The organism is Flavobacterium frigidum (assembly GCF_048286735.1).
In the GTDB taxonomy this organism is placed as follows: Bacteria; Bacteroidota; Bacteroidia; order Flavobacteriales; family Flavobacteriaceae; genus Flavobacterium.
Map to the genome: position 1 here is coordinate 303,294 of NZ_JBLVPU010000001.1, position 19,819 is coordinate 323,112.

19 protein-coding genes and 1 pseudogene are annotated in these 19,819 nt (G+C 33.7%); 10 read left to right on the top strand and 10 right to left on the bottom strand.

The window, feature by feature from the left end; all coding sequences use genetic code 11:
• Nucleotides 1-67 precede the first annotated feature (67 nt).
• The 3 genes from ACNQGO_RS01350 to ACNQGO_RS01360 form a co-directional block, all read right to left on the bottom strand.
• Complete coding sequence (locus ACNQGO_RS01350) at nucleotides 68-2,236, bottom strand: S46 family peptidase (RefSeq protein ID WP_417971793.1); 2,169 nt, start codon at nucleotides 2,234-2,236, stop codon at nucleotides 68-70.
• A 76-nt stretch (nucleotides 2,237-2,312) separates the two neighbouring features.
• Nucleotides 2,313-2,507, bottom strand: coding sequence for a hypothetical protein (locus tag ACNQGO_RS01355; protein WP_417971791.1), 195 nt, complete (start codon nucleotides 2,505-2,507; stop codon nucleotides 2,313-2,315).
• A 97-nt stretch (nucleotides 2,508-2,604) separates the two neighbouring features.
• Nucleotides 2,605-3,138, bottom strand: a complete 534-nt coding sequence (locus ACNQGO_RS01360; protein WP_417983928.1) for a GNAT family N-acetyltransferase — start codon at nucleotides 3,136-3,138, stop codon at nucleotides 2,605-2,607.
• A 267-nt stretch (nucleotides 3,139-3,405) separates the two neighbouring features.
• Here ACNQGO_RS01360 and ACNQGO_RS01365 point away from each other — a divergent pair, with 267 nt between their 5' ends.
• From ACNQGO_RS01365 to ACNQGO_RS01375, 3 genes are all read left to right on the top strand, one after another.
• The gene (locus tag ACNQGO_RS01365; protein WP_417983929.1) at nucleotides 3,406-5,409 is read left to right on the top strand and encodes a S9 family peptidase; all 2,004 of its coding nucleotides are present in this window, start codon (nucleotides 3,406-3,408) and stop codon (nucleotides 5,407-5,409) included.
• Nucleotides 5,410-5,584: 175 nt separating this feature from the next.
• Complete coding sequence (locus ACNQGO_RS01370; protein ID WP_417983930.1) at nucleotides 5,585-6,664, top strand: sensor histidine kinase; 1,080 nt, start codon at nucleotides 5,585-5,587, stop codon at nucleotides 6,662-6,664.
• 6 nt (nucleotides 6,665-6,670) lie between these two features.
• Complete coding sequence (locus tag ACNQGO_RS01375; RefSeq protein WP_417983931.1) at nucleotides 6,671-7,393, top strand: LytR/AlgR family response regulator transcription factor; 723 nt, start codon at nucleotides 6,671-6,673, stop codon at nucleotides 7,391-7,393.
• 244 nt (nucleotides 7,394-7,637) lie between these two features.
• On the opposite strand, the gene ACNQGO_RS01380 is transcribed toward ACNQGO_RS01375, so the two are convergent.
• Nucleotides 7,638-8,864 (bottom strand): 3-deoxy-D-manno-octulosonic acid transferase, encoded by a 1,227-nt coding sequence (locus ACNQGO_RS01380; protein WP_417977705.1) that lies wholly within the window; start codon nucleotides 8,862-8,864, stop codon nucleotides 7,638-7,640.
• A gap of 223 nt (nucleotides 8,865-9,087) precedes the next feature.
• Here ACNQGO_RS01380 and ACNQGO_RS01385 point away from each other — a divergent pair, with 223 nt between their 5' ends.
• The 4 genes from ACNQGO_RS01385 (at nucleotide 9,088) to ACNQGO_RS01400 (ending at nucleotide 11,946) form a co-directional block, all read left to right on the top strand.
• Complete coding sequence (locus ACNQGO_RS01385) at nucleotides 9,088-10,218, top strand: DegT/DnrJ/EryC1/StrS family aminotransferase (protein ID WP_417977423.1); 1,131 nt, start codon at nucleotides 9,088-9,090, stop codon at nucleotides 10,216-10,218.
• Between the two features lie 77 nt (nucleotides 10,219-10,295).
• Nucleotides 10,296-11,309, top strand: a complete 1,014-nt coding sequence (galE, locus tag ACNQGO_RS01390) for a UDP-glucose 4-epimerase GalE (RefSeq protein WP_417977421.1) — start codon at nucleotides 10,296-10,298, stop codon at nucleotides 11,307-11,309.
• Nucleotides 11,310-11,443: 134 nt separating this feature from the next.
• Complete coding sequence (locus ACNQGO_RS01395) at nucleotides 11,444-11,641, top strand: hypothetical protein (RefSeq protein ID WP_309758637.1); 198 nt, start codon at nucleotides 11,444-11,446, stop codon at nucleotides 11,639-11,641.
• Nucleotides 11,629-11,946, top strand: coding sequence for a hypothetical protein (locus tag ACNQGO_RS01400; RefSeq protein WP_417977419.1), 318 nt, complete (start codon nucleotides 11,629-11,631; stop codon nucleotides 11,944-11,946). Before ACNQGO_RS01395 ends, ACNQGO_RS01400 begins: the two co-directional genes overlap by 13 nt.
• A 76-nt stretch (nucleotides 11,947-12,022) precedes the next feature.
• Here the strand turns inward: ACNQGO_RS01400 and fabD are convergent, their stop codons facing one another.
• Nucleotides 12,023-12,898 carry an ACP S-malonyltransferase gene (gene fabD / locus ACNQGO_RS01405; protein ID WP_417983932.1) on the bottom strand — a complete coding sequence of 292 codons (876 nt, stop codon included), beginning with the start codon at nucleotides 12,896-12,898 and terminating at the stop codon, nucleotides 12,023-12,025.
• Between the two features lie 163 nt (nucleotides 12,899-13,061).
• Here fabD and ACNQGO_RS01410 point away from each other — a divergent pair, with 163 nt between their 5' ends.
• Nucleotides 13,062-14,705, top strand: coding sequence for a hypothetical protein (locus ACNQGO_RS01410; RefSeq protein ID WP_417983933.1), 1,644 nt, complete (start codon nucleotides 13,062-13,064; stop codon nucleotides 14,703-14,705).
• Nucleotides 14,706-14,743: 38 nt separating this feature from the next.
• On the opposite strand, the gene ACNQGO_RS01415 is transcribed toward ACNQGO_RS01410, so the two are convergent.
• From ACNQGO_RS01415 to ACNQGO_RS01430, 4 genes are all read right to left on the bottom strand, one after another.
• Entirely contained in the window at nucleotides 14,744-15,061 is a 318-nt protein-coding gene (locus ACNQGO_RS01415; protein ID WP_417983934.1) for a DUF6370 family protein, read from the bottom strand.
• Between the two features lie 40 nt (nucleotides 15,062-15,101).
• Nucleotides 15,102-15,341: a hypothetical protein gene (locus ACNQGO_RS01420; protein ID WP_417983935.1), complete on the bottom strand. Its 240-nt coding sequence runs from the start codon at nucleotides 15,339-15,341 to the stop codon at nucleotides 15,102-15,104.
• Between the two features lie 282 nt (nucleotides 15,342-15,623).
• The gene (gene purT, locus ACNQGO_RS01425; RefSeq protein WP_417947417.1) at nucleotides 15,624-16,784 is read right to left on the bottom strand and encodes a formate-dependent phosphoribosylglycinamide formyltransferase; all 1,161 of its coding nucleotides are present in this window, start codon (nucleotides 16,782-16,784) and stop codon (nucleotides 15,624-15,626) included.
• Between the two features lie 63 nt (nucleotides 16,785-16,847).
• Nucleotides 16,848-17,087, bottom strand: coding sequence for a VOC family protein (locus ACNQGO_RS01430; protein ID WP_417947415.1), 240 nt, complete (start codon nucleotides 17,085-17,087; stop codon nucleotides 16,848-16,850).
• Nucleotides 17,088-17,526: 439 nt separating this feature from the next.
• Between ACNQGO_RS01430 and ACNQGO_RS01435 the strand changes: the two genes are divergently transcribed.
• Together ACNQGO_RS01435 and ACNQGO_RS01440 are read left to right on the top strand one after the other, a co-directional pair.
• Nucleotides 17,527-18,723: an ImmA/IrrE family metallo-endopeptidase gene (locus ACNQGO_RS01435; RefSeq protein ID WP_417947414.1), complete on the top strand. Its 1,197-nt coding sequence runs from the start codon at nucleotides 17,527-17,529 to the stop codon at nucleotides 18,721-18,723.
• Between the two features lie 5 nt (nucleotides 18,724-18,728).
• Nucleotides 18,729-19,280, top strand: coding sequence for a hypothetical protein (locus ACNQGO_RS01440; protein ID WP_417947412.1), 552 nt, complete (start codon nucleotides 18,729-18,731; stop codon nucleotides 19,278-19,280).
• Nucleotides 19,281-19,494: 214 nt separating this feature from the next.
• Here ACNQGO_RS01440 and ACNQGO_RS01445 read toward each other — a convergent pair.
• A pseudogene (locus tag ACNQGO_RS01445) lies at nucleotides 19,495-19,819 on the bottom strand (hypothetical protein); the annotation flags it as partial.

Genomic DNA, 19,819 nt, shown 5'->3' on the forward strand with positions numbered 1-19,819 from the left:
TTCAAGGATTGTGCCAACAAAGTCAAAAAACTAATAAATGCTTAATATTGTTGTTGAGGTCTTGATTTTACTTTAAGGTTTTCTTTTTCAGTTGTTTGCTTTTCTTTGGGTGAACTAGTTTTAGTTCACTTATTAAATTTTTTGCACCAGCGTATTTATCCATAATAAAAAGTACGTAGCGTATGTCTACCATGATATTTCTGCAAATACTTGGATCGTAATAGATGTCACTCATTGTACCTTCCCACACCCTGTCAAAATTTAGGCCTATTAAGTTTCCATTAGCGTCAATCGCAGGACTTCCTGAGTTCCCTCCAGTGGTATGATTGGTGCCTATAAAACATACAGGCATTTTTCCATTTTCAGCATACTCACCATACTCTTTCTTTTGATACAAATCAACTAGTTTTTTGGGAACATCAAACTCGTAGTCACCAGGAATGTATTTTTCCATCACACCATCTAAGTAGGTTATTGCAGTGTAAAGTGTGGCATCTTTGGGTTCGTATCCTTTTACTTTTCCGTACGTAACGCGCAAGGTGCTGTTTGCATCTGGGAAAATTCTACTATCAGTATTAAGTTCTAATTGTGCCTTCATGTACGTACGTTGCAATGCCGTTATCGTTTGGTTGATTTCGTCATATTTAGGAGCTATTAGTATGTTGTAGCTATCTGCAAGTTCTTTTACTAATAGATATCCAGGATCTTTATTTAAATTCGCTAAAACGGTTGCTGCGTCCCCAGTTAATACTTCTTTCAAACTGTTGTAGCTTGTTAATCTTGAATTGGTGTATAGTGTTGTAGCTAGATTTTTAGCGTCAATATTTTCTAAACTTTTCGGTAAAAATTGTTTTGGCGATTTTGTAGTGTACAATGCAATTAATTGTTCAAAAACTTTCTCGTCAACGGCAGCATTGAAGTTTTTATAGAAATCAGCTAAGCCGCTAACTAAATTGTTTTTTCGATCTGTAAAGGCTTGCTCTCCTTTGGATTTGTACACTTGTTCTAATTGATACAATCGGTAAGCAGTACTTAATAATTCGGTATTGCGTTGTACGGTTTCTGAAAAATAATCTCTTGCTAAGGCATATGGAGCAATTACTGCGTAGTTCTTTTCAAAATCAGCTAAGAGTGTGCCGTATTCTTTTTCTTTACCAGCTTTAGTAATTTTTTGCTGAAACGCTTTTTCGGCCTCTCTTTTTACGGCTACGGCATTAGATTTTTGAAGTCCTTGAGTTTCTCCAATCCATTTTTTCCAATAATTAGCAATACTAGCATATTTAGAAGCATATTGAATTTTAATAGCATTGTCTTTTCGCATGAATCCGTCGGCTACTTTTAAGGCCTTATCACGAATTTCAATTTTTGCAGGATTGAGTTCGTTTACAATTTGTTCGATGGCTACTGAGGGAAGGTATTCGTTGGTTTTTCCTGGATAACCAAAAACAAGCGTGAAATCATCTTCGGCAACACCGTCTAGCGAAATAGGTAAGAAGTGTTTTGGAGTATAAGGCACATTGTCTTTTGAATATTTTGCTGGACGGTTGTTTTTGTCAGCATAAATACGGAATAATGAAAAATCCCCTGTATGACGTGGCCAAACCCAATTGTCTGTATCGGATCCAAATTTACCTATTGATGTAGGTGGAGCACCAACCAAACGCACATCAGAAAAAGTTTCTGTTACAAAAAGAAGGTATTGATTGCCCTCATAAAAGGTACGAATTTTGTTTTCTTGCCAAGATTCTTTCGGGAAAGAGGCACTCAATTTGGTGATGTTTTCTTGAATTTTTTTCTGTTTGTCAGCCTCGTTTGGTATTGACGCTGTACCTTCAAGTATTTGCGTAGTTACGTCTTCAATTTTTACCATAAAAGTCACAGTCAAATTTTCGTTTGGTAATTCATCTTCAATTTTATAGGCCCAAAAACCATCGGCTAAATAATCTTTCTCAACTGAAGAATGCGATTGAATTTGAGAATAACCACAATGGTGATTGGTAAGTAATAAACCTTTTGGCGAAATCACTTCGGAAGTACATCCACCGTTAAAATGCGGCACTGCGTCTTTCATGCTAGACTGATTAACGTCATAGATGTCTTTAATTGACATTTTCATGCCCAGATTCTTCATTTCGGTTTCATTCATTCCTTTCAGTAGAGAGGGAATCCACATGCCGCCTTGTTGTGCTTGTGCTTGAATGACAAATAGTAATAAGAATAATTTTAAAAATTTCATTAGTATATGATTTAGTTTGAGAAAATTGTGATACTGGTGGATGATTTATTTCAAATATAATGGAGTAGAAAATGTTTTAGTGTCGTTTGCCTTTCCAAGTACCTCCGTATTTATACTGAGGCAATGATTTTGATTTTACACAACAAGATTGGCAAACAAAAATCCAATTTTTTCCAGCTGTGATTTGAACCCGAAACATTGTACTGGCCGCAATTGAGCAAATTCCACATATTTTGGTTTTCATTTTGATAGTTGATGTGAGTCGTTTCATTTTTAAAACCAATACTTACTTTGAATAGGTTTCTACTAAACGAATCGGCTTAGTAAAAGTTTTAAAAAGTCCGTGTTTGATTATCTTATTAGCAATTTCAATCGATTTTAACGCGCATTAATTTTCGATTATGCATTTCGAAACCGTGTGCAAGATACAAATTTTGCGCTTTTGAATTGTGTGGTTCTAACTCAAGATAGATTAGTTTTAACGATATTTTTTGGCTTTCGGCTTTTACAAAATCTACGGCTTTGCTGCCAATGCCTTTGCCTCGAGCTGTTTCAGTGACGAATAATTCATCTAAAAAAGCAATTTTACCCTGGTATTCAAAACTAAACACGAAGGTTAGAACGATGTAGCCGACAATGGTATCTTTAAAATAGATAAGCCATGCCAAACCCAATGCAGGATTCTCAATAAATTGATCTAGTAATTCTTTTGTCTTTTCAATAGCAATAGGATAACCATCAATGGCGTAAAAATCGACCATCATAGCACTGATTGTATTTACATCTTGTTTATCTATTGGTTTAAAGTGAATCATATTGTTCTTTTTAGTGACATAAAGGTAGTTGATATAGAATTTGATAGTACGATAACCGTTCGTCATTTCGATACAACCGTTCGTCATTTTTCGCCAAAATCAAAGTGGAAGCTGTTCTATATTTGTCTCAACAAAACAAATAATAACAATTTTAAACAAACAAAATGAGAACAGAAATTTTAAAGAAAGGTAAAGTTGTAGTAAGTGCAGTAATAGGGCTTTTAGTAGGCTTTGCCCTGTATTATCTAATTAAAATGTTAATCTCCTAAATTGAAATTGGCATAAACAATTAGATCATTAATCAATCAAATCAATCAAATCAAGTCAATCAAATCAATCAAATCAATTTAAATTATGAAAAAAAATATCATAGTACTTGCGCTAGCAATAATGGGAATATCAGGTGCCAATGCACAAACGGCTCCAGCAGAAATTAAGAAACCTGGTGATGTATCTCTCCCATCGTCAAAAGAAGATCTGGAGAAATTAGCCGCTTTTGAAAAAGGAACTTATAAATATAGTGCAGAGGATTTCTTTAAAAAATCTAAAGCATCAAATTTTCAACTCTCGCCTGATGGTAAGTTTCTTTCTTACAAAGAAAAAGATGCATCTGGAAAAAAGCATGTGTATGTTAAAAATACAAATACAGGAGAAATTCTTTTAGCTATAAAAGAAAAAGAAGAATTAATAAGAGAGTATTTCTGGATTAACAACGAGCGCTTGGTATATACAATGGACAAAGGAGGTAACGAGAACTACCAAATTTTCGCCACTGATTTAGATGGCTCTAATACCATTAATTTGACACCTTATGATGGTATAAAAGCAGCCATTTTAAAAACGGTTGAGAAGCAAAAAGATTATTTAATCATCACGATGAATAAAGATAATCCGCAAGTTAGTGAACCATTTAAAGTCAATGTGAAAACGGGACAGCTGGAAAAACTCTATACAAACGATGATGTAAGTATTGCAATTGTAGGATATGATTTTGATGAAAACGGGAACTTAAAAGGATTTCGTAGAATTGTAAATGGTGTCGAAAATCATTATTTCTATAAAAGCAGCGGCTCTAAAACATTTGATTTTTTTAATAAAACCGATTGGGACGGAACTTTTAATGTCTTGTCTTTTAACTACGCGACGCAAAATCCAGATGATGCGTACCTATTAACCAACTTGGATTCGGATAAGATTAGAGTTGTTTTATATGACTTCAAAGAAAAGAAAATTTTGAAAGAAATATATTCTAATGACACCTATGATGCTACTATCTTGAGTTTGTCAAAAAAACGAAACTACGAAATTGACTATGTGGGTTTCAATGGAGAAAAAGTAGAAGTAATGCCTGTAAGCTCGACTTTTAAAAAGTATTATAAAAAATTCAGAAAAGAATTTGGGGACCAACAGATTTATGTGATGGGCAATACGGAGGCCGAGGACAAGTATTTGATATTGGTAACTAGTGATAAAATACAAGGAAAATATTACCAGTATGATGTTGCCGAAGATAAAATAAAATTCCTTTTCGATTTAGTACCCCAATTAAAAGAAGAGGATATGGCGAGTATGCAGCCTATTACTTTTAAAAGTAGAGATGGATTAACGATTCATGGATATATTACCTTACCAAAAGAGGTCTCAAGTGGCAAAAAAGTTCCATTGATAGTCGTTCCTCATGGTGGACCTCAAGGAGTTAGAGATTCTTGGAATTATATAGCCGAAGACCAATTGTTTGCTAGTAGAGGGTACGCTACGTTGCACGTTAATTTTAGGATTTCGGGAGGATTTGGTAAAGAATTTATGAGAGCAGGTTTTAAACAAATTGGCCGTAAAGTGATGGACGATATAGAAGATGGAGTACAATATGTAATCAAACAAGGCTGGGTAGATAAGGATAGGATGGCTATTTACGGAGCTAGTCATGGAGGATATGCAACGCTTATGGGACTAGTAAAAACTCCTGATTTGTATACTTGTGGGATAGATTATGTAGGGGTGTCTAACATTGAAACTATTATTGCCTCTTTTCCTGCACACTGGAAGCCGTATTTGAAATCGTTTAAAGAATCATGGTACGATTTGGATATTCCAACTGAAGCCGAAATTGCTCGTTCCGTTTCACCAATTTACCATGTTGATAAAATTAAAAAACCATTGTTTGTAGTTCAAGGGGCAAATGATGTAAGAGTAACCATCAAAGAAGCAGATCAAATTGTAGCGGCACTTAGAGCAAAAAAATTCTATGTTCCTTATATGGTGAAATACGATGAAGGTCATGGTTTTGGTAGAGAAGCAAATAGAATAGAATTGTATAAATCAATGATGGGCTTTTTTGCACAGTACCTAAAAAAATAAAAATTAATTTTAAAAACTTTACTTTTGGCGGAGTAGTTGTACTTCGCCAAAGTTTTTAAATATTTATTCTAATTTTAAATTAAAAAAAATGATAAAAATTATTTTGACTTTGGTAATACAAATTGCAGATTTGCTAATCAGTTTAATTTTATATTAGATAATGAAAACTAAGATGATGGAAAAAATCTCAAATAGAAAAAATACTTTTTGGGTTATTCAAATTTTGATTTGGACTATTCTACTGGGTTTTATATTTATACCTCCAATGTTAGACCCTAAAAGAAATGTTTTAGGATATGAAAAATGGCAACTGATTTTGGACTATGTATCTTATACAATCGCTATCCTTTTTGTAACGTATTCAGTACGGTTCTTTTTTAATAAATATATTGATTTTGAAAGTTTTACGAAAAGAGATCTTTTTAAAATAATTGTAGTGTTTGTGATCTCAATCGCTATCTATTATTCATTCATAATGGGGTATAACTATTTGATGCTTACGTATGTGTATAAAAGGCCAGAAGTTTTAAATCACCCCAGCCAAAGTTTATTGGCAAATATTGTATTCATCATTTTGTTTTCTATTTTGTTTTTTTTGTGGATAATTTCATATTCTGTTGTTAAGGCTATCCTGCTCTTAAAAAACAACAAAATGAATCGATTAGAGTTAGAGTCTACGCTCAAAGAGTCACAAATCAATGCTTTAAAAGGGCAAATTAATCCGCATTTTATGTTTAACAGTTTAAACAATATTCGCGGTTTGATTCTGGAAAATCCTATGAAATCAAGGGAAATGATTACCAGATTGTCCGAGATGTTACGGTATTCTTTAACAAAAAGTGAAATCAATACTATTGCACTTGAGGAAGAAATTGAAATGGTCGAAAACTTTATCGCCATTTCAAAAATTCAACTGGAAGATCGATTGCAATTTATTTCAGAAATAGAAAAGGAGACTTTAAAATTGCCTATCCCGCCTATGATCATTCAAATGTTGATTGAAAATGCCATAAAACACGGAATTTCACAACTAAAACACGGCGGTATTTTACTGTTGAAAATTAAAAAAGAAAATACAGATTTACATATTCAAGTCAATAATACAGGGCAACTTTCGCAACAAAAAGGTACAACCCAATTAGGTCTCAAAAATATTCAAAGAAGATTACAATTGATTTATGGCGAAAGCGCCACTTTTTCACTAAGAGAAGTTGAAAATGAAGTCATTGCCACAATAACACTACCTATTTCTTAGTAACCGATGAAAAAAATAAAAGCTGTCATAGTCGAAGATTCTCGTTTGGCTCGCAATGAGCTAAAGGAATTAATAAAAAATCACCCTGAAATTGAAATCATTGGTGAAGCCGAAAATGTAGATTTGGGTTTTGAACTCATCAACAACACGCAGCCTGACTTGCTTTTTCTGGATATCAACATGCCTGAAAAAGATGGTTTTGCCTTGCTTGAAATGCTCGATAATGTACCTATTACGGTTTTTACAACTGCCTTTGATGAGTATGCCATCAAGTCATTTGAATACAATGCGCTCGATTATTTATTAAAACCAATCAATCCAAAAAGGTTTGCGCAAGCAGTAGAAAAAGTAAATACAAACTTGATCGAAAGAGTAGAAAAAAGTGAGAAGAAACTAGCTTTAGACAATCAGATTTTCATTAGAGATGGTGAAAAATGCTGGTTGGTTAAAATCTCCGATATTTATTTGTTTGAAGTCGATGGCAATTACACCAAAGTATTTTTTCAAAATGAAAAAGCCACGATCAACAAATCATTAAATCAGATTGAGGAAAAACTTCCTGAGAAGTATTTTTTTAGAGCCAATAGAAACCAAATTGTAAATGTGCAATACATTGGTAAAATTGAAACCTGGTTTAGCGGAAATCTTTTAGCAGAACTTCCAAAAGATATTAAAGTGGAAATTTCCAGAAGACAAGCCAGTAATTTCAAAGACAAGCTCAGTTTGTAGCCGCAACAACCTCTTCATTCAAAAAGTCAATGTTTATTAATTTGAATTTTAGTTTACAGTTCTTTTGGAAGTATTGTCAAAATTAGCTTGTTTTCTAAATCATAAAGATAATTAAGAACCAGTAAGCACAATGAATCTTAATTTTCTTAATGATCTTAATGGTTTATTTATTTGTGAACAGTCTATTGGTTGACTATACTAATTTAATTGTTGCAACTTATTTGATAAAACCCACTACAATTGGTTAAAGTCGACTCACAATCATTTGCGTAGCGCCCTTATTCATCTGTACAAAAGTGCTGCTCATATGTCCTTTTTCGTGACGGATGTCTTCATTTCGAATGAGATTTTCAAAAGCTTCGTTGAGTTCTTGTTGATTGTTTATCGCAGTACACGCCTGCATGTTAACCAATGCGATTGCTTCTGCAAAATGCGAATAGTTGGAACCAATAACAATTGGAACACCAAAAGTAGCTGGTTCTAATACATTGTGCACTCCAGGATTACCAAAGCCTCCACCTACATAAGCAATATCAGCATAACTGTAGATTTTGGTCAAAATCCCAATGGTGTCAATGATAAAGACATCAAAATCGGCTAGGTTTTTATTTTGTTTTTCAGAGAATAAAACAGTTTTTCGGCTAATGCTGTTTTTGAGTTTTTGAATTTGTTCGTCTTTAATATTATGAGGAGCAATGATAAATTTCACATTCAAAGCAGTCGAATTAATGAAGTTTACAATGAAATCTTCATCTTTTGGCCACGAACTTCCAACAACAATTGTCACTGTGCTGTCCTTAAATTGAGCAATAAAATCAAGTGTATTGTCTTTTTCTAAAATGGTAGCCACACGATCAAAACGAGTGTCACCAGATATTGCAACATTTGTTTTTCCCAAGGTATAAAGTAAATTTTTTGAACTTTCATTTTGTACAAAAAAGTAAGTAAAAGCACCGAGTGCTTTTCTGTAAAAGCCGCCGTACCATTTAAAAAAAGCTTGGCTTTCTCTTAAAATCCCTGAAATTAAATAGGTTTTTATGTCGCGTTTTTTGAGTTCGTTTAAGTAATTCGGCCAATATTCGTACTTGATAAAAAACACCATATCTGGATGAATGAGGTCAAGAAATTGTTGTGCATTTTTCTTTGTGTCCATTGGTAAATAAACGGTAACATCAGCTACAGTATTGTTTTTTCGGACTTCGTAACCTGATGGGGAAAAAAAAGACAAGACAACTTTATGACTTGAGAATTGTTCTTTTATTTTTTCAATCACGGGCAAGCCTTGTTCGTATTCGCCTAGCGATGCTGCATGAAACCAAATTGTTTTGTCGGTTGGTTTTATTTGCTGTTCAACTTGCGTAAAAACACCTTTTCTGCCGTCTACAAAAAGTTTCATTTTGGGACTGAAAAGCGCTACTATCTTTACAAGAAAATTGGCAAATAAAACTACTAAATTATAGATAAAAAACATGACTAAAATTTTTGGGCTAAAATACGTTTTCTTTAAATGAATTTCTAACGCATCATTTTTTTTAATTTTCAAGATAGCGCAGTTTATTTTATTTTATTCCCAGTTTTTTAAGAAACGTTGTATTGGTATCAAGACATAAATAACTATTTTTGTTCTTCGTTTTAAGAAAGGAACAAGAATGCAATAGCAGGCTTCTCTTTCGAACATTAAACTGAAAATCGAAATGAAAAAAATCCAAATGGTTGACTTGAAAAGTCAATATGAAAAAATAAAAGATGTTGTAGATGCCTCTATTCAAGAAGTGTTAGACACCAATACGTATATCAACGGACCTAAAGTGCACGAATTTCAAAAATCACTAGAGGAATATTTAGATGTAAAGCACGTAATTCCTTGTGCCAATGGTACTGATGCCTTGCAAATTGCAATGATGGGATTGGATTTAAAGCCTGGCGATGAGGTGATCACTGCTGATTTTACTTTTGCAGCTACAGTCGAAGTAATTGCATTGTTGCAACTAACTCCGGTTTTAGTAGACGTAGATTTATACAATATGAACATTTCTATTGATGGGATTCGTAAAGCTATAACGCCAAAAACAAAAGCGATTGTACCGGTTCACTTGTTTGGACGTGCAGCCAATATGGAAGCAATTATGGCTATTGCCAAAGAACATAATTTGTACGTGATTGAAGATAACGCACAAGCTATTGGAGCAAATTGCAAGTTCTCTGACGGTACAAAAAAGAAAGCAGGAACTATTGGTCACATAGGTGCAACTTCTTTTTTTCCTTCTAAAAACTTAGGTTGTTACGGAGATGGTGGTGCTATTTTTACTAATGATGATGCTTTAGCTCACAAATTACGCGGAATAGTAAACCACGGTATGTATGAGCGTTACCACCACGATGTAGTGGGTGTAAACTCAAGACTTGACAGCATACAAGCTGCAGTTTTGAATGCCAAATTACCTTTGTTAGATCAATACGGAAAAGCCAGACAAGATGCAGCACGTAAATATTCTGCGGCTTTTGAAGGGCACAAAAATATAATTGCACCGAGCATTTGTGATATTTGCGACTGTCACGTATTTCATCAGTATACTTTAAGAATCCTTGATGCTAATCGAAATGGATTGATGCAACATTTATTAGACAAAGGCATTCCTTGTGCTATTTATTATCCTATTCCGCTGCATTCGCAAAAAGCATATTTGGATTCCAGATATAAAGAAGAGGATTTTCCGGTAACCAATCAATTGGTAAAAGAAGTGCTTTCCTTACCAATGCACACAGAGTTAGATGATGAGCAAATTAAATTCATTACGGATAGCGTTTTAGAATTTTTAAAATAATAGTAAGACGCGAAGTATCGCGTCTTTTTTATTTAGTATAACAACACATTGGGTGCATGTGTTAAAAAAAATAAAGAATGAAAATACTAGTAACAGGAGGTTTAGGATTTATAGGATCACATACTGTTGTTGAATTGCAAAATGAAGGATTCGAAGTAGTTGTTGTAGATAATTTGTCTAACACTTCTTTGGATGTTTTAGATGGAATTCAAAACATTACTGGAGTGAGGCCTGTTTTTGAAAAAATTGATTTAAGAGAAAAAGATAAAGTTCAAGATTTTTTTAAAAGACATCATGACATATCAGGTGTGATTCATTTTGCAGCGTCAAAAGCGGTGGGCGAAAGTGTTGAAAATCCGTTGTTGTATTATGAAAATAATATCAATGCTTTGGTTTACATTTTGCAGGAATTACAACAAAAAGCAGCAGCCAATTTTATTTTTAGTTCCTCTTGCACGGTTTATGGTCAAGCCGAAACGATGCCGATTACTGAGAATGCATCCATTCAAATAGCCATGTCTCCTTATGGGAATACCAAACAAATAGGGGAAGAGATTATCACAGACACGGCCAAAGTCACTAATATCAATGCTATTTTGTTGCGTTATTTCAATCCAATTGGGTCACATCCATCAGATGAAATTGGGGAATTGCCATTGGGAGTTCCGCAAAACTTAGTACCGTTTATTACGCAAACCGGTATTGGATTACGTAAAGAATTAGCTGTTTATGGAGACGATTACCCAACTCCTGATGGAACCGCAATTCGTGATTATATTCACGTAGTAGATTTGGCGAAAGCCCACGTAATTGCATTGCAGCGCTTATTGGATAAAAAAAATACAACTAAAGTAGAAACGTTTAATTTAGGAACCGGAACGGGAAGCTCTGTTTTAGAAGTGATAGCCTCTTTTGAAAAAGTGAGTGGAAAATCGTTGCCGTATAAAATAGTAGGACGAAGAGAAGGCGATATAACCTCGGCATACGCCAATACCGATAAAGCTAACGATGTTTTGGGATGGAAAGCACAATCCACGCTAGAAGAAGCGATGGCCAGTGCTTGGAAATGGGAACAGAAAATAAGAAGTTAGTATTTAAGGGTCAGTCCCGACGATTCGGGATTAGTGTTCAGTTTAATAATAGAATCCCAAATTATCACAATGATAATTTGGGATTTTATCGTTTAAGTAATTTGTTGTAAATTCGTTAGATAAATGAATCAATCATGGATGCTGAAAAAAGAAAGTCTAAAATAACTAAAGTTGAAGAGCCTGCAGTATCTTATAATGTTTCCAAAACGAAACAAAATGGTATTGATCAATCTACTTTTGATTTTGATGCAGAAATGGAAAGAGGGTATACTCCGGAAGAATTTAAAGTTGAGATGGTTAAAAGAATAAAAGCGTATCCTTGGAAAAAGTAATTTTTAAGGATGAACTTCTATTTTATTTTGATGAATTGATTTTTATACTCTTCGGTCAAGAATATTTTAGTAACGAAGAAAATGCAACGCGTTATGTTGATAAAATTGTAGATTTCATCATCTTGGAAATAAATAGTTTTCCGCATAAACTAACTCCACAAAAGCTTCAGTATTTAGGTTCACATTACATCTTCTACCAGGCAAATAATCGAACTACTTGGTATGTTTTCTTTGAAAAAAAGAATCAGAATTATTTGATTACTGGAATTATCAATAATCATTGTGAAGAGGCTAAGAATCTATAGTTTTAAATTATATAAAAAAATCCCCATAAACATAAGTTTATGAGGACTCTATCTTAAAACTGTTACTAAATTCTAATTATGCATTTGCTGTAACAGCCTCTTTATCAATTTTTCCAATCAATCCTGCTAACACTTTTCCCGGGCCAACTTCTGTAAATAAAGTAGCACCGTCTTGTATCATTTGTTGCACCGATTGTGTCCATTTTACAGGAGCGGTCAACTGAATGATTAAATTTTTCTTGATCTCGTTCGGGTCAAAAACGGCACTTGCTGTTACATTTTGGTATACTGGACAAATAGGAGTTGCGAAAGTAGTGGCTTCAATAGCTGCAGCTAGTTCTTCTCTGGCTGGTTCCATCATCGGAGAGTGGAAAGCGCCGCCTACTGGTAAGATTAAGGCTCTTTTGGCACCAGCTTCTTTCATTTTTTCGCAGGCTAATTCAACAGCTTTGTATTCGCCAGAAATCACTAGTTGTCCGGGACAGTTATAGTTTGCAGCCACTACAATTCCGTCAATTGAAGCGCAAACTTCTTCGACGATAGTGTCAGCCAATCCTAAAACAGCAGCCATAGTCGAAGGTTTTATTTCGCATGCTTTTTGCATTGCCAACGCTCTTTGGGAAACTAATTTCAATCCGTCCTCAAAAGATAAAGCACCGTTTGCTACCAATGCGGAGAATTCTCCTAAAGAATGTCCCGCTACCATTTCTGGTTTAAAATCGGCACCAAGGGTCTTTGCTAAAATTACTGAGTGCAAGAAAACAGCTGGTTGTGTTACTTTGGTTTCTTTTAATTCTTCGGCAGTACCTTCAAACATTATGTCTGTGATACGGAAACCTAAAATTTCATTGGCTTTTTCAAATAATTCTTTCGCAAGTATATTACTCTCATATAAGTCTTTACCCATACCTGTAAATTGTGCGCCTTGACCTGGAAATACGTATGCTTTCATATGTTTATTTTAAAAATTGAAAATTACTAGGGATTGAAAATTTATTTCAATCAGCTTGCAAAAATACTATTTTTTTACAAGCGACAGCAGTTTGCTTTTTTGGGAATATCATTGTAACGCTTTATGAAGTTTTCAGACTAATTGGTACTAAACAACATTTGACATGAGAAAAATTAGCGGTTTCGTTTTTTTATTGGTTTTAGGGTTTTTATTATTTTATAGTAATTTACCCGTTCTCAATTACGGCTTTACGGGTTTTGCTTTTATTTTACTTGTAATTGCTGTTGTTGCAGTACTTTTTTCTACAGGATATGCGATCGCTGGAAAAACCAGTCAGATTAAGATCGTATCCAAACCAAATCGGTTTTTAGTATTTACAGTACTTGTTTTATTAGTGTATTGCATCGTTTTGCCTTTTGCAACCAGCCTCAAAATGTTTCGTTCCGATTCGTATCAAAAATTAATAGGCGAGGTTAAAAACGGTCAAAAAATCACCAATCACATTGCGCCAATTTCAATTGATAAAATCCGTGTGGTCGATGAGGAGCTTGCCCATCTGCTTGGAGAGAAAATTCTAGGTTCGCAACCCGCTTTGGGGAGTCAAGTAGAGCTTGGGGATTTTTGTATCCAAAAAGTAAATAATAATTTGTATTGGGTAGCGCCATTGTTACATTCTGGTTTTTTTAAATGGTTTAACAATCAAGAAGGAACTGCAGGATATGTTATGGTTTCGGCAACAAATGAACGCGATGTTAGACTAGTGCAGAACGTAGCTGGTAAAGCCATCAAAATTAAGTACCAGCAAGGAGCCTATTTCCAGAGTGATATTCACAGACACGTCTATTTTAATGGCAATTCCACAATAGGTTTAGCTGATTTTAGTTTTGAAATTGATGATGCTGGAAATCCGTATTGGATTATCACTAAATATGCAAAAAAAGTAGGTTTTTCAGGAAAAGAAGCCATCGGTACTCTTGTCGTTGACGCACAATCTGGCGCCATGAGATCCTATACAATTGCTAAAACTCCAAAATGGGTCGATCGAATTCAGCCCTTGGAATTTATCGAAGACCAATTGAATGATTGGGGCGAATATGTGCATGGATACTGGAATTTTTCGAATGCAGACAAGCTTCAAATCACAGAAGGATTGACATTGGTATATGGAAAAGACAGTAAATCCTACTGGTATACAGGATTGACTTCGGTTGGGAAAGATGAATCAGCTGTAGGCTTTGTATTGGTGGATACCAGAACTAAAGAAACTACTTTTTATAAACAAGGTGGAGCCACTGAATTTGCCGCTCAAAGTTCTGCTCAAGGAAAAGTTCAGGAGAAAGGATATAAGGCTTCATTGCCAATTCCTTATAATATCAACAACATACCAACTTATGTCATGACACTGAAGGATGATGGCGGATTGGTTAAAATGTTTGCGATGGTGGCCATTTCGGATTACACGATTGTGGGCGTTGGCAATACCATGCGAGAAACCTTGACTTCGTTTAAAAACGTTTACAATATGGCAGATAATAAAATAAATCCGAATAGTGTGTCGAATAAAAAATCGCTGAAATCAGTAGTGACTCGAATTCAAAACGATGTCAAAAACGGCAACAGCTTTTATTATTTTAAAGTCAAAGATTATCCTAATATTTTTGTGGGTTCATCCCAAATATCCAATCAATTGCCAGTTACAATAGTGGGTGACAGTATTAAAATTTCATTTGATGTAGACTTGGAAGAAGTAATTGATGTCTCTAGTTTTGAGAATATCAATCTCAAATTGAATATGAAATCGAAGTAATTAAAAAGGGCTTAAAGAATTTTCTTTAAGCCCTTTTTTTATTTTTTTGGTAATAATTTGAATGAGGTGACTTTGAATTTATTGTCCACCACTTTACCAACCACTTCTACTTTTCTTATGGCAGCACAAAAACCATCTTTGGCATGCGCATCACCATGGGAGTCGATGGAACTTCCATCAACAAAATAGGATTTTCCGTCAATACGAACAGCTAATTCACAACCGTGTCCTTCCATCCCAAACTGACATTGTCCGCATGAAGCTTCAACAATTTGAGGTTTTGGTGTTTCTTTTTTATCCTGAGCGCTAGCAAGTGTTGCAGAGAACAAAATCGCTAAGTATAATATCTTTTTCATAAATGATTAAATTTTACTTTAGCTAAGATACTGGTTTTTTTTACATCGAATAATTTTTAAACATGTAAAACCAGAATAATCTGAAAAGACGAATACTAATAGAAGCCATTGCAAAAATCACCATGGCAATGATTGTAATGAATCGTAAATCGAAAGTTTCTTTAAAGAAGAATTGAGCAATAACATAAGTTGCAATTCCTTGCGCTACTGTTAAACCATAATTTACATACATGGCTCCAAAAAAATGTAACCAGGTTCTTTTTCGAATTTGTAATTGCAATGAGAACAATATTCGTTCATTTGAGGGAATCCAAAATTGAAAAATATATTTTTTTCATTGAATACTTTGCCTTTAAGGCAACGAGGACAATCATTATTCAGTTATGGATTATTGAATTTGACATCGTGATTAGTATTAGCAAAGGTATTTAAAGATTCAAAAGAACTTTCAAATGGTTAAACGATAACTTTCAAGATGAAAAAATAGAACGCTGATGACACGGATTTAGCGGATAATTTCCATCTTGTTGTTATTTGTAATAAAGAAAATATATCAAATAAATTACGAGTGCACGGTAACCAAACTGGCTGCTTTCTTTGCTTTTTCTACCACTTCTTCAATGGGAGTTTCTAAAGTATCATTGACTAAAGCCACAGCCATTCTTCGATACGGTCTTGAAGTTGGTTTGCCAAAGATTCTGAAATCCGTTTTTGGTAAGCAAGCAATATTTTCTATTCCGGAATAGGTTGGATTGGTTGAATTTTCCGAAGCTAAAATTACAGCACTTGCTCCCGCTTTTTCTAAAGTAATTTCGAAAATAGGCATACTCAAAATCGCTCGTAAATGCAATTCGAATTCGTTGAAGTTTTGCGTTCCCGCCAAAGTTACCATTCCTGTATCATGTGGTCTTGGAGATAATTCCGAGAAATAAACACCATCATCAGCCAAGAAAAATTCGACTCCAAAAAGTCCTGCGCCGCCTAAAGCTTCGGTTACTTTTTCGGCCATGTCTTGCGCTTCGTACAAATCCTTGTCGGATATTCTGGCGGGTTGCCAGCTTTCCTGATAATCGCCACGTTCTTGACGATGACCAATTGGCGCACAAAAAAGTGTTGGGTTATTATTTTGAACCACGGTTAATAATGTGATTTCCGAATTGAATTTGACAAAGGCTTCTACAATTACTTCTACCACATCGCCACGGGAACCTTCCACGGCATAATTCCATGCTTTTTCGATATCCGCTTCGGTTTTTATGGTTGATTGTCCTTTTCCGGACGAAGACATTAAGGGTTTTACCACGCAGGGCATTCCAACGGCTTCAACTCCTTTTTGCAATTCCTCGGCAGTGGTGGCGTAGCGATACTTGGCGGTTTTTAAACCTAATTCTTTGGATGCTACATCCCGAATTGCTTTCCTATTCATCGTGAAGTTTGCCGCTTTCGCAGAAGGAACTACAGTGATTCCTTGCTTCTCGTAATCATAAAAACGTTCGGTTCTAATGGCTTCTATTTCAGGAACGATGAAATCAGGTTGGTGTTTGGCAACGATTTTGTCTAACGCATCTCCGTCTAGCATATTGATGACTTCAAAATCATGGGCAACTTGCATTGCCGGAGCATTTTCGTAACTGTCCACAGCGATTACAATTTGCCCGATGCGTTGTGCAGCGATTGTAAATTCCTTTCCTAATTCGCCTGAGCCTAGCAATAGTATTTTCATTTTTTTTGAAGTCTTAATTAAAATGTAAAAATACTAAATTGCTTTTTTATGACTGCTCATTCGCTACAAACTTTGCCCGAAAGTCAATAGATTATGATCTGGGTCCAATATCGAAAATTCTTTTTGTCCCCAAGATTTTATTTCCAGAGGACCATTGGGATGAATGGCAACGCCGTTGTTCAAGAAGTTGTTATAGACGTTTTCAATATCCTGCACCCGAATATAAACTCCTGAGTAATTTTCAACAGCATTAATAGTTGCAAACTCAAAAAAATGAATTTCAATGGTGTCTTTTTGTACCATCAAATACCCGTCAAAATGCGCGCCCCATTATTTAAAACCCAATTGGTTGATGTAGAAATTCCGTGTAATTGCTTTGTTGCGCGTGGGTAACTTTGGGTTGATGGTGGTGAGCATTATTGTTTGGGTTTTGATTTGATTATAAGGAACTTTTTATCAGAGTAGAGTGGTTGATTTTACTTGGTTTATCTCAATATTAAACAAATATTTTTCTGTTTTTTTATAAAAATTTGAAGGAAAGTCTAATATTTCCTTAACAAAAGTAATCTGAGGCTAGATTAATTTCGTTTTTCAATTTACTCAAATCATATTATATACAAACTTAACATTTATTATGTGAATTACTCAAATGAGTTATAATTATTTTTTTTAAGGGTAATTTCCCTTAAAATTTTTTTTAATATCATATTTTGATTATATTTGCGAGGTAAATACCCTTTATATGAAATCAGTAGGCATAAATAAATTATTGCAATCAATTTTTTCAGAGGATAATTATATTGATATAAGAGAAATTTTTGAAACTAAATTGATTGAATATAATTTAAGTAAAACAAAAGCTCTAAAATTACTCAACATAGACAAAGATGTTTTTGAAGAAATAATTTCAGGCACCGCAAAACAACCAAATTTTATTAATATTGTTAAGATTTCAGAGTTTTTGAATATTGATATTAATGAATTTATTAATGTTGTTCTAAAGAATCAAAGCAAAGAAAATATTTCTTCAATTGAAAATGCAAGAAAAGCAACCTTTTTAGTTAAGAATTTTGACATAAAAGCTTTAACCAAACTTGGTTTTTTTAGCAATAATGATGATACTGAGGTGTTAATTGACAAAGTTTTGTCTTTTTTCGGCTTAAACTCAATAAGTGACTTCGAAGAACAACTTGATGAACCTCTGTACAGCAGAGTTAAAAGAAATTTTTCTGATAAAATGAAAGACTTTTGGATAAAATCAGCTTATCAAAGTTTTAAGATTATCGATAATCCGAATGATTATAATCGTGAAAGATTAAAAGATTTAATAGTGAAAATCAAGCCATATTCACAAGATTTACAAAATGGACTTTTCACTGTTTGCAGAGCATTATATAATCTTGGAGTCACAGTTATTTTTCAAAATTATCTTTCTACTACGCAGGTTAAAGGAGCTACATTCATTATAAATGGTAAACCCTGTATCGTTTTGACGGACTTTAACAAAAAATATCCAACTCTTTGGTTTACATTAATGCATGAATTGCATCATGTATTATTTGATTTTGATTTAATTGAAACTAATAGTTTTCATTTAACAGGTGATAATGATTTGTTTTTAATTGAAGAGAAAGCTGATTCTTTTGCGCGGGATATTTTTTTAAGCGAAGAGAAGTTTCACTACATTAAAAAATATATTAATAATTCATATTTAGTGTCAAAATTTGCAAAGGAAAATGAATTGCATGAGTCAATTGTTTATTCATTTTTCACTTGGTATCAAGATAAACTATATAAGAAAAGTTATCATGCTGCTTTTAGAGACTTTTATCCTGACTATTCGGAATCTTTGAAGAAATTAAGTCTAATTTCTTGGGATGATAAAAATTTGAAGCAAGCAAGTGAGAAAATAAAAACCATTTTAGAAATTAAATTTTAGTAGTTATGATTGAAGACGAAAATAAAAAAATTAGGAAAGAAGAAGATTTAGAAATTTCTAAAGCTGATTTAGAAAGATTAGAAATACTTCAAAAATCTAATGAGAAGATTGGTAAGCAACTAAGCTTTAATTCTGAGATTGGTGGTTTAGAAGAAATTGATGAGTTACGCAAATTAGTTGGTAAAGAGTTTGAAAATCCTGAAGAAAAATATAATATTTACTATAAAGGAATTCGCAAACTATTGATGGAGTATTTACCAAAAGGAAAAGAATACAAAGAAATAAGAGATATTATTTATGACGAAAAAAACATTTTCTTAAACAACGGTAAGAAAAAATCTGACAATAATGGTATCAGATTGTCTGATGGTAGAATGACTTTTCAAACCAATATGAATGAGATTTTAGAAATAATTGTAAAATGGATTTCAGATTCTCAAAATCCTTTTGATATTTATAGATTGTTTTATGAGTTAAATGAGAATTTTGGATATGGACATGAGCAATATGACAAATCAACTTTGAATGTTGCAAATGCAATGTTGAAATTGAGCTAGAATTGAAAACATAAACTATCATAAATTTCATTGTTTTTTGTTTGTGATGATAATCGTAGGGGCAGCTCGCAAGCTGTCCGTACTACATAATAATAAATAGGGTTTTAGCAGGGTTTGCGTGAGGGAGTACAGCGGAAATCCTTTGTATTTTTTCTTTAAAAATATAAAGATTGCAGCGGAAAGGTACTATCTTAAAATCCTAACTTATTTTCTCTTAATTTTTATATATTTGTTCAACTATAGAAAGTATTTCATTTTCAAAAATGATTTGTTTATCTGGTATAGTCTCAACTTGATTGGGGCTATTTTTTTTGTCTAACTCATCTTTTAAAAGCTTGGAGATATTTTCTTGATGTTGATTCATTTTTTGTAAATAATTTGGGTCATATTCTTCATTTTTTTTCCAAATATGGTAAATTAGTACTAGCAGTTTTTTTTGAACTGCAACATAACTTTTCATTTTAATGCCATGTTTTTCAATGGTGCGATTATATAAATCCACTGCTGGTTTTTCGTTATGTTTAACAGCTACGAAGGCT

Coding starts and splice junctions, on each gene's coding strand:
- ACNQGO_RS01365 (WP_417983929.1), top strand. CDS start 3,406: ATGAAAAAAAATATCATAGTACTTGCGCTAGCAATAATGGGAATATCA.
- ACNQGO_RS01355 (WP_417971791.1), bottom strand. CDS start 2,507: ATGAAACGACTCACATCAACTATCAAAATGAAAACCAAAATATGTGGA.
- ACNQGO_RS01375 (WP_417983931.1), top strand. CDS start 6,671: ATGAAAAAAATAAAAGCTGTCATAGTCGAAGATTCTCGTTTGGCTCGC.
- ACNQGO_RS01395 (WP_309758637.1), top strand. CDS start 11,444: ATGGATGCTGAAAAAAGAAAGTCTAAAATAACTAAAGTTGAAGAGCCT.
- ACNQGO_RS01440 (WP_417947412.1), top strand. CDS start 18,729: ATGATTGAAGACGAAAATAAAAAAATTAGGAAAGAAGAAGATTTAGAA.
- ACNQGO_RS01435 (WP_417947414.1), top strand. CDS start 17,527: ATGAAATCAGTAGGCATAAATAAATTATTGCAATCAATTTTTTCAGAG.
- fabD (WP_417983932.1), bottom strand. CDS start 12,898: ATGAAAGCATACGTATTTCCAGGTCAAGGCGCACAATTTACAGGTATG.
- ACNQGO_RS01370 (WP_417983930.1), top strand. CDS start 5,585: ATGGAAAAAATCTCAAATAGAAAAAATACTTTTTGGGTTATTCAAATT.
- ACNQGO_RS01385 (WP_417977423.1), top strand. CDS start 9,088: ATGAAAAAAATCCAAATGGTTGACTTGAAAAGTCAATATGAAAAAATA.
- purT (WP_417947417.1), bottom strand. CDS start 16,784: ATGAAAATACTATTGCTAGGCTCAGGCGAATTAGGAAAGGAATTTACA.
- ACNQGO_RS01350 (WP_417971793.1), bottom strand. CDS start 2,236: ATGAAATTTTTAAAATTATTCTTATTACTATTTGTCATTCAAGCACAA.
- ACNQGO_RS01415 (WP_417983934.1), bottom strand. CDS start 15,061: ATGAAAAAGATATTATACTTAGCGATTTTGTTCTCTGCAACACTTGCT.
- ACNQGO_RS01360 (WP_417983928.1), bottom strand. CDS start 3,138: ATGACGAACGGTTGTATCGAAATGACGAACGGTTATCGTACTATCAAA.
- galE (WP_417977421.1), top strand. CDS start 10,296: ATGAAAATACTAGTAACAGGAGGTTTAGGATTTATAGGATCACATACT.
- ACNQGO_RS01410 (WP_417983933.1), top strand. CDS start 13,062: ATGAGAAAAATTAGCGGTTTCGTTTTTTTATTGGTTTTAGGGTTTTTA.
- ACNQGO_RS01380 (WP_417977705.1), bottom strand. CDS start 8,864: ATGTTTTTTATCTATAATTTAGTAGTTTTATTTGCCAATTTTCTTGTA.
- ACNQGO_RS01430 (WP_417947415.1), bottom strand. CDS start 17,087: ATGGTACAAAAAGACACCATTGAAATTCATTTTTTTGAGTTTGCAACT.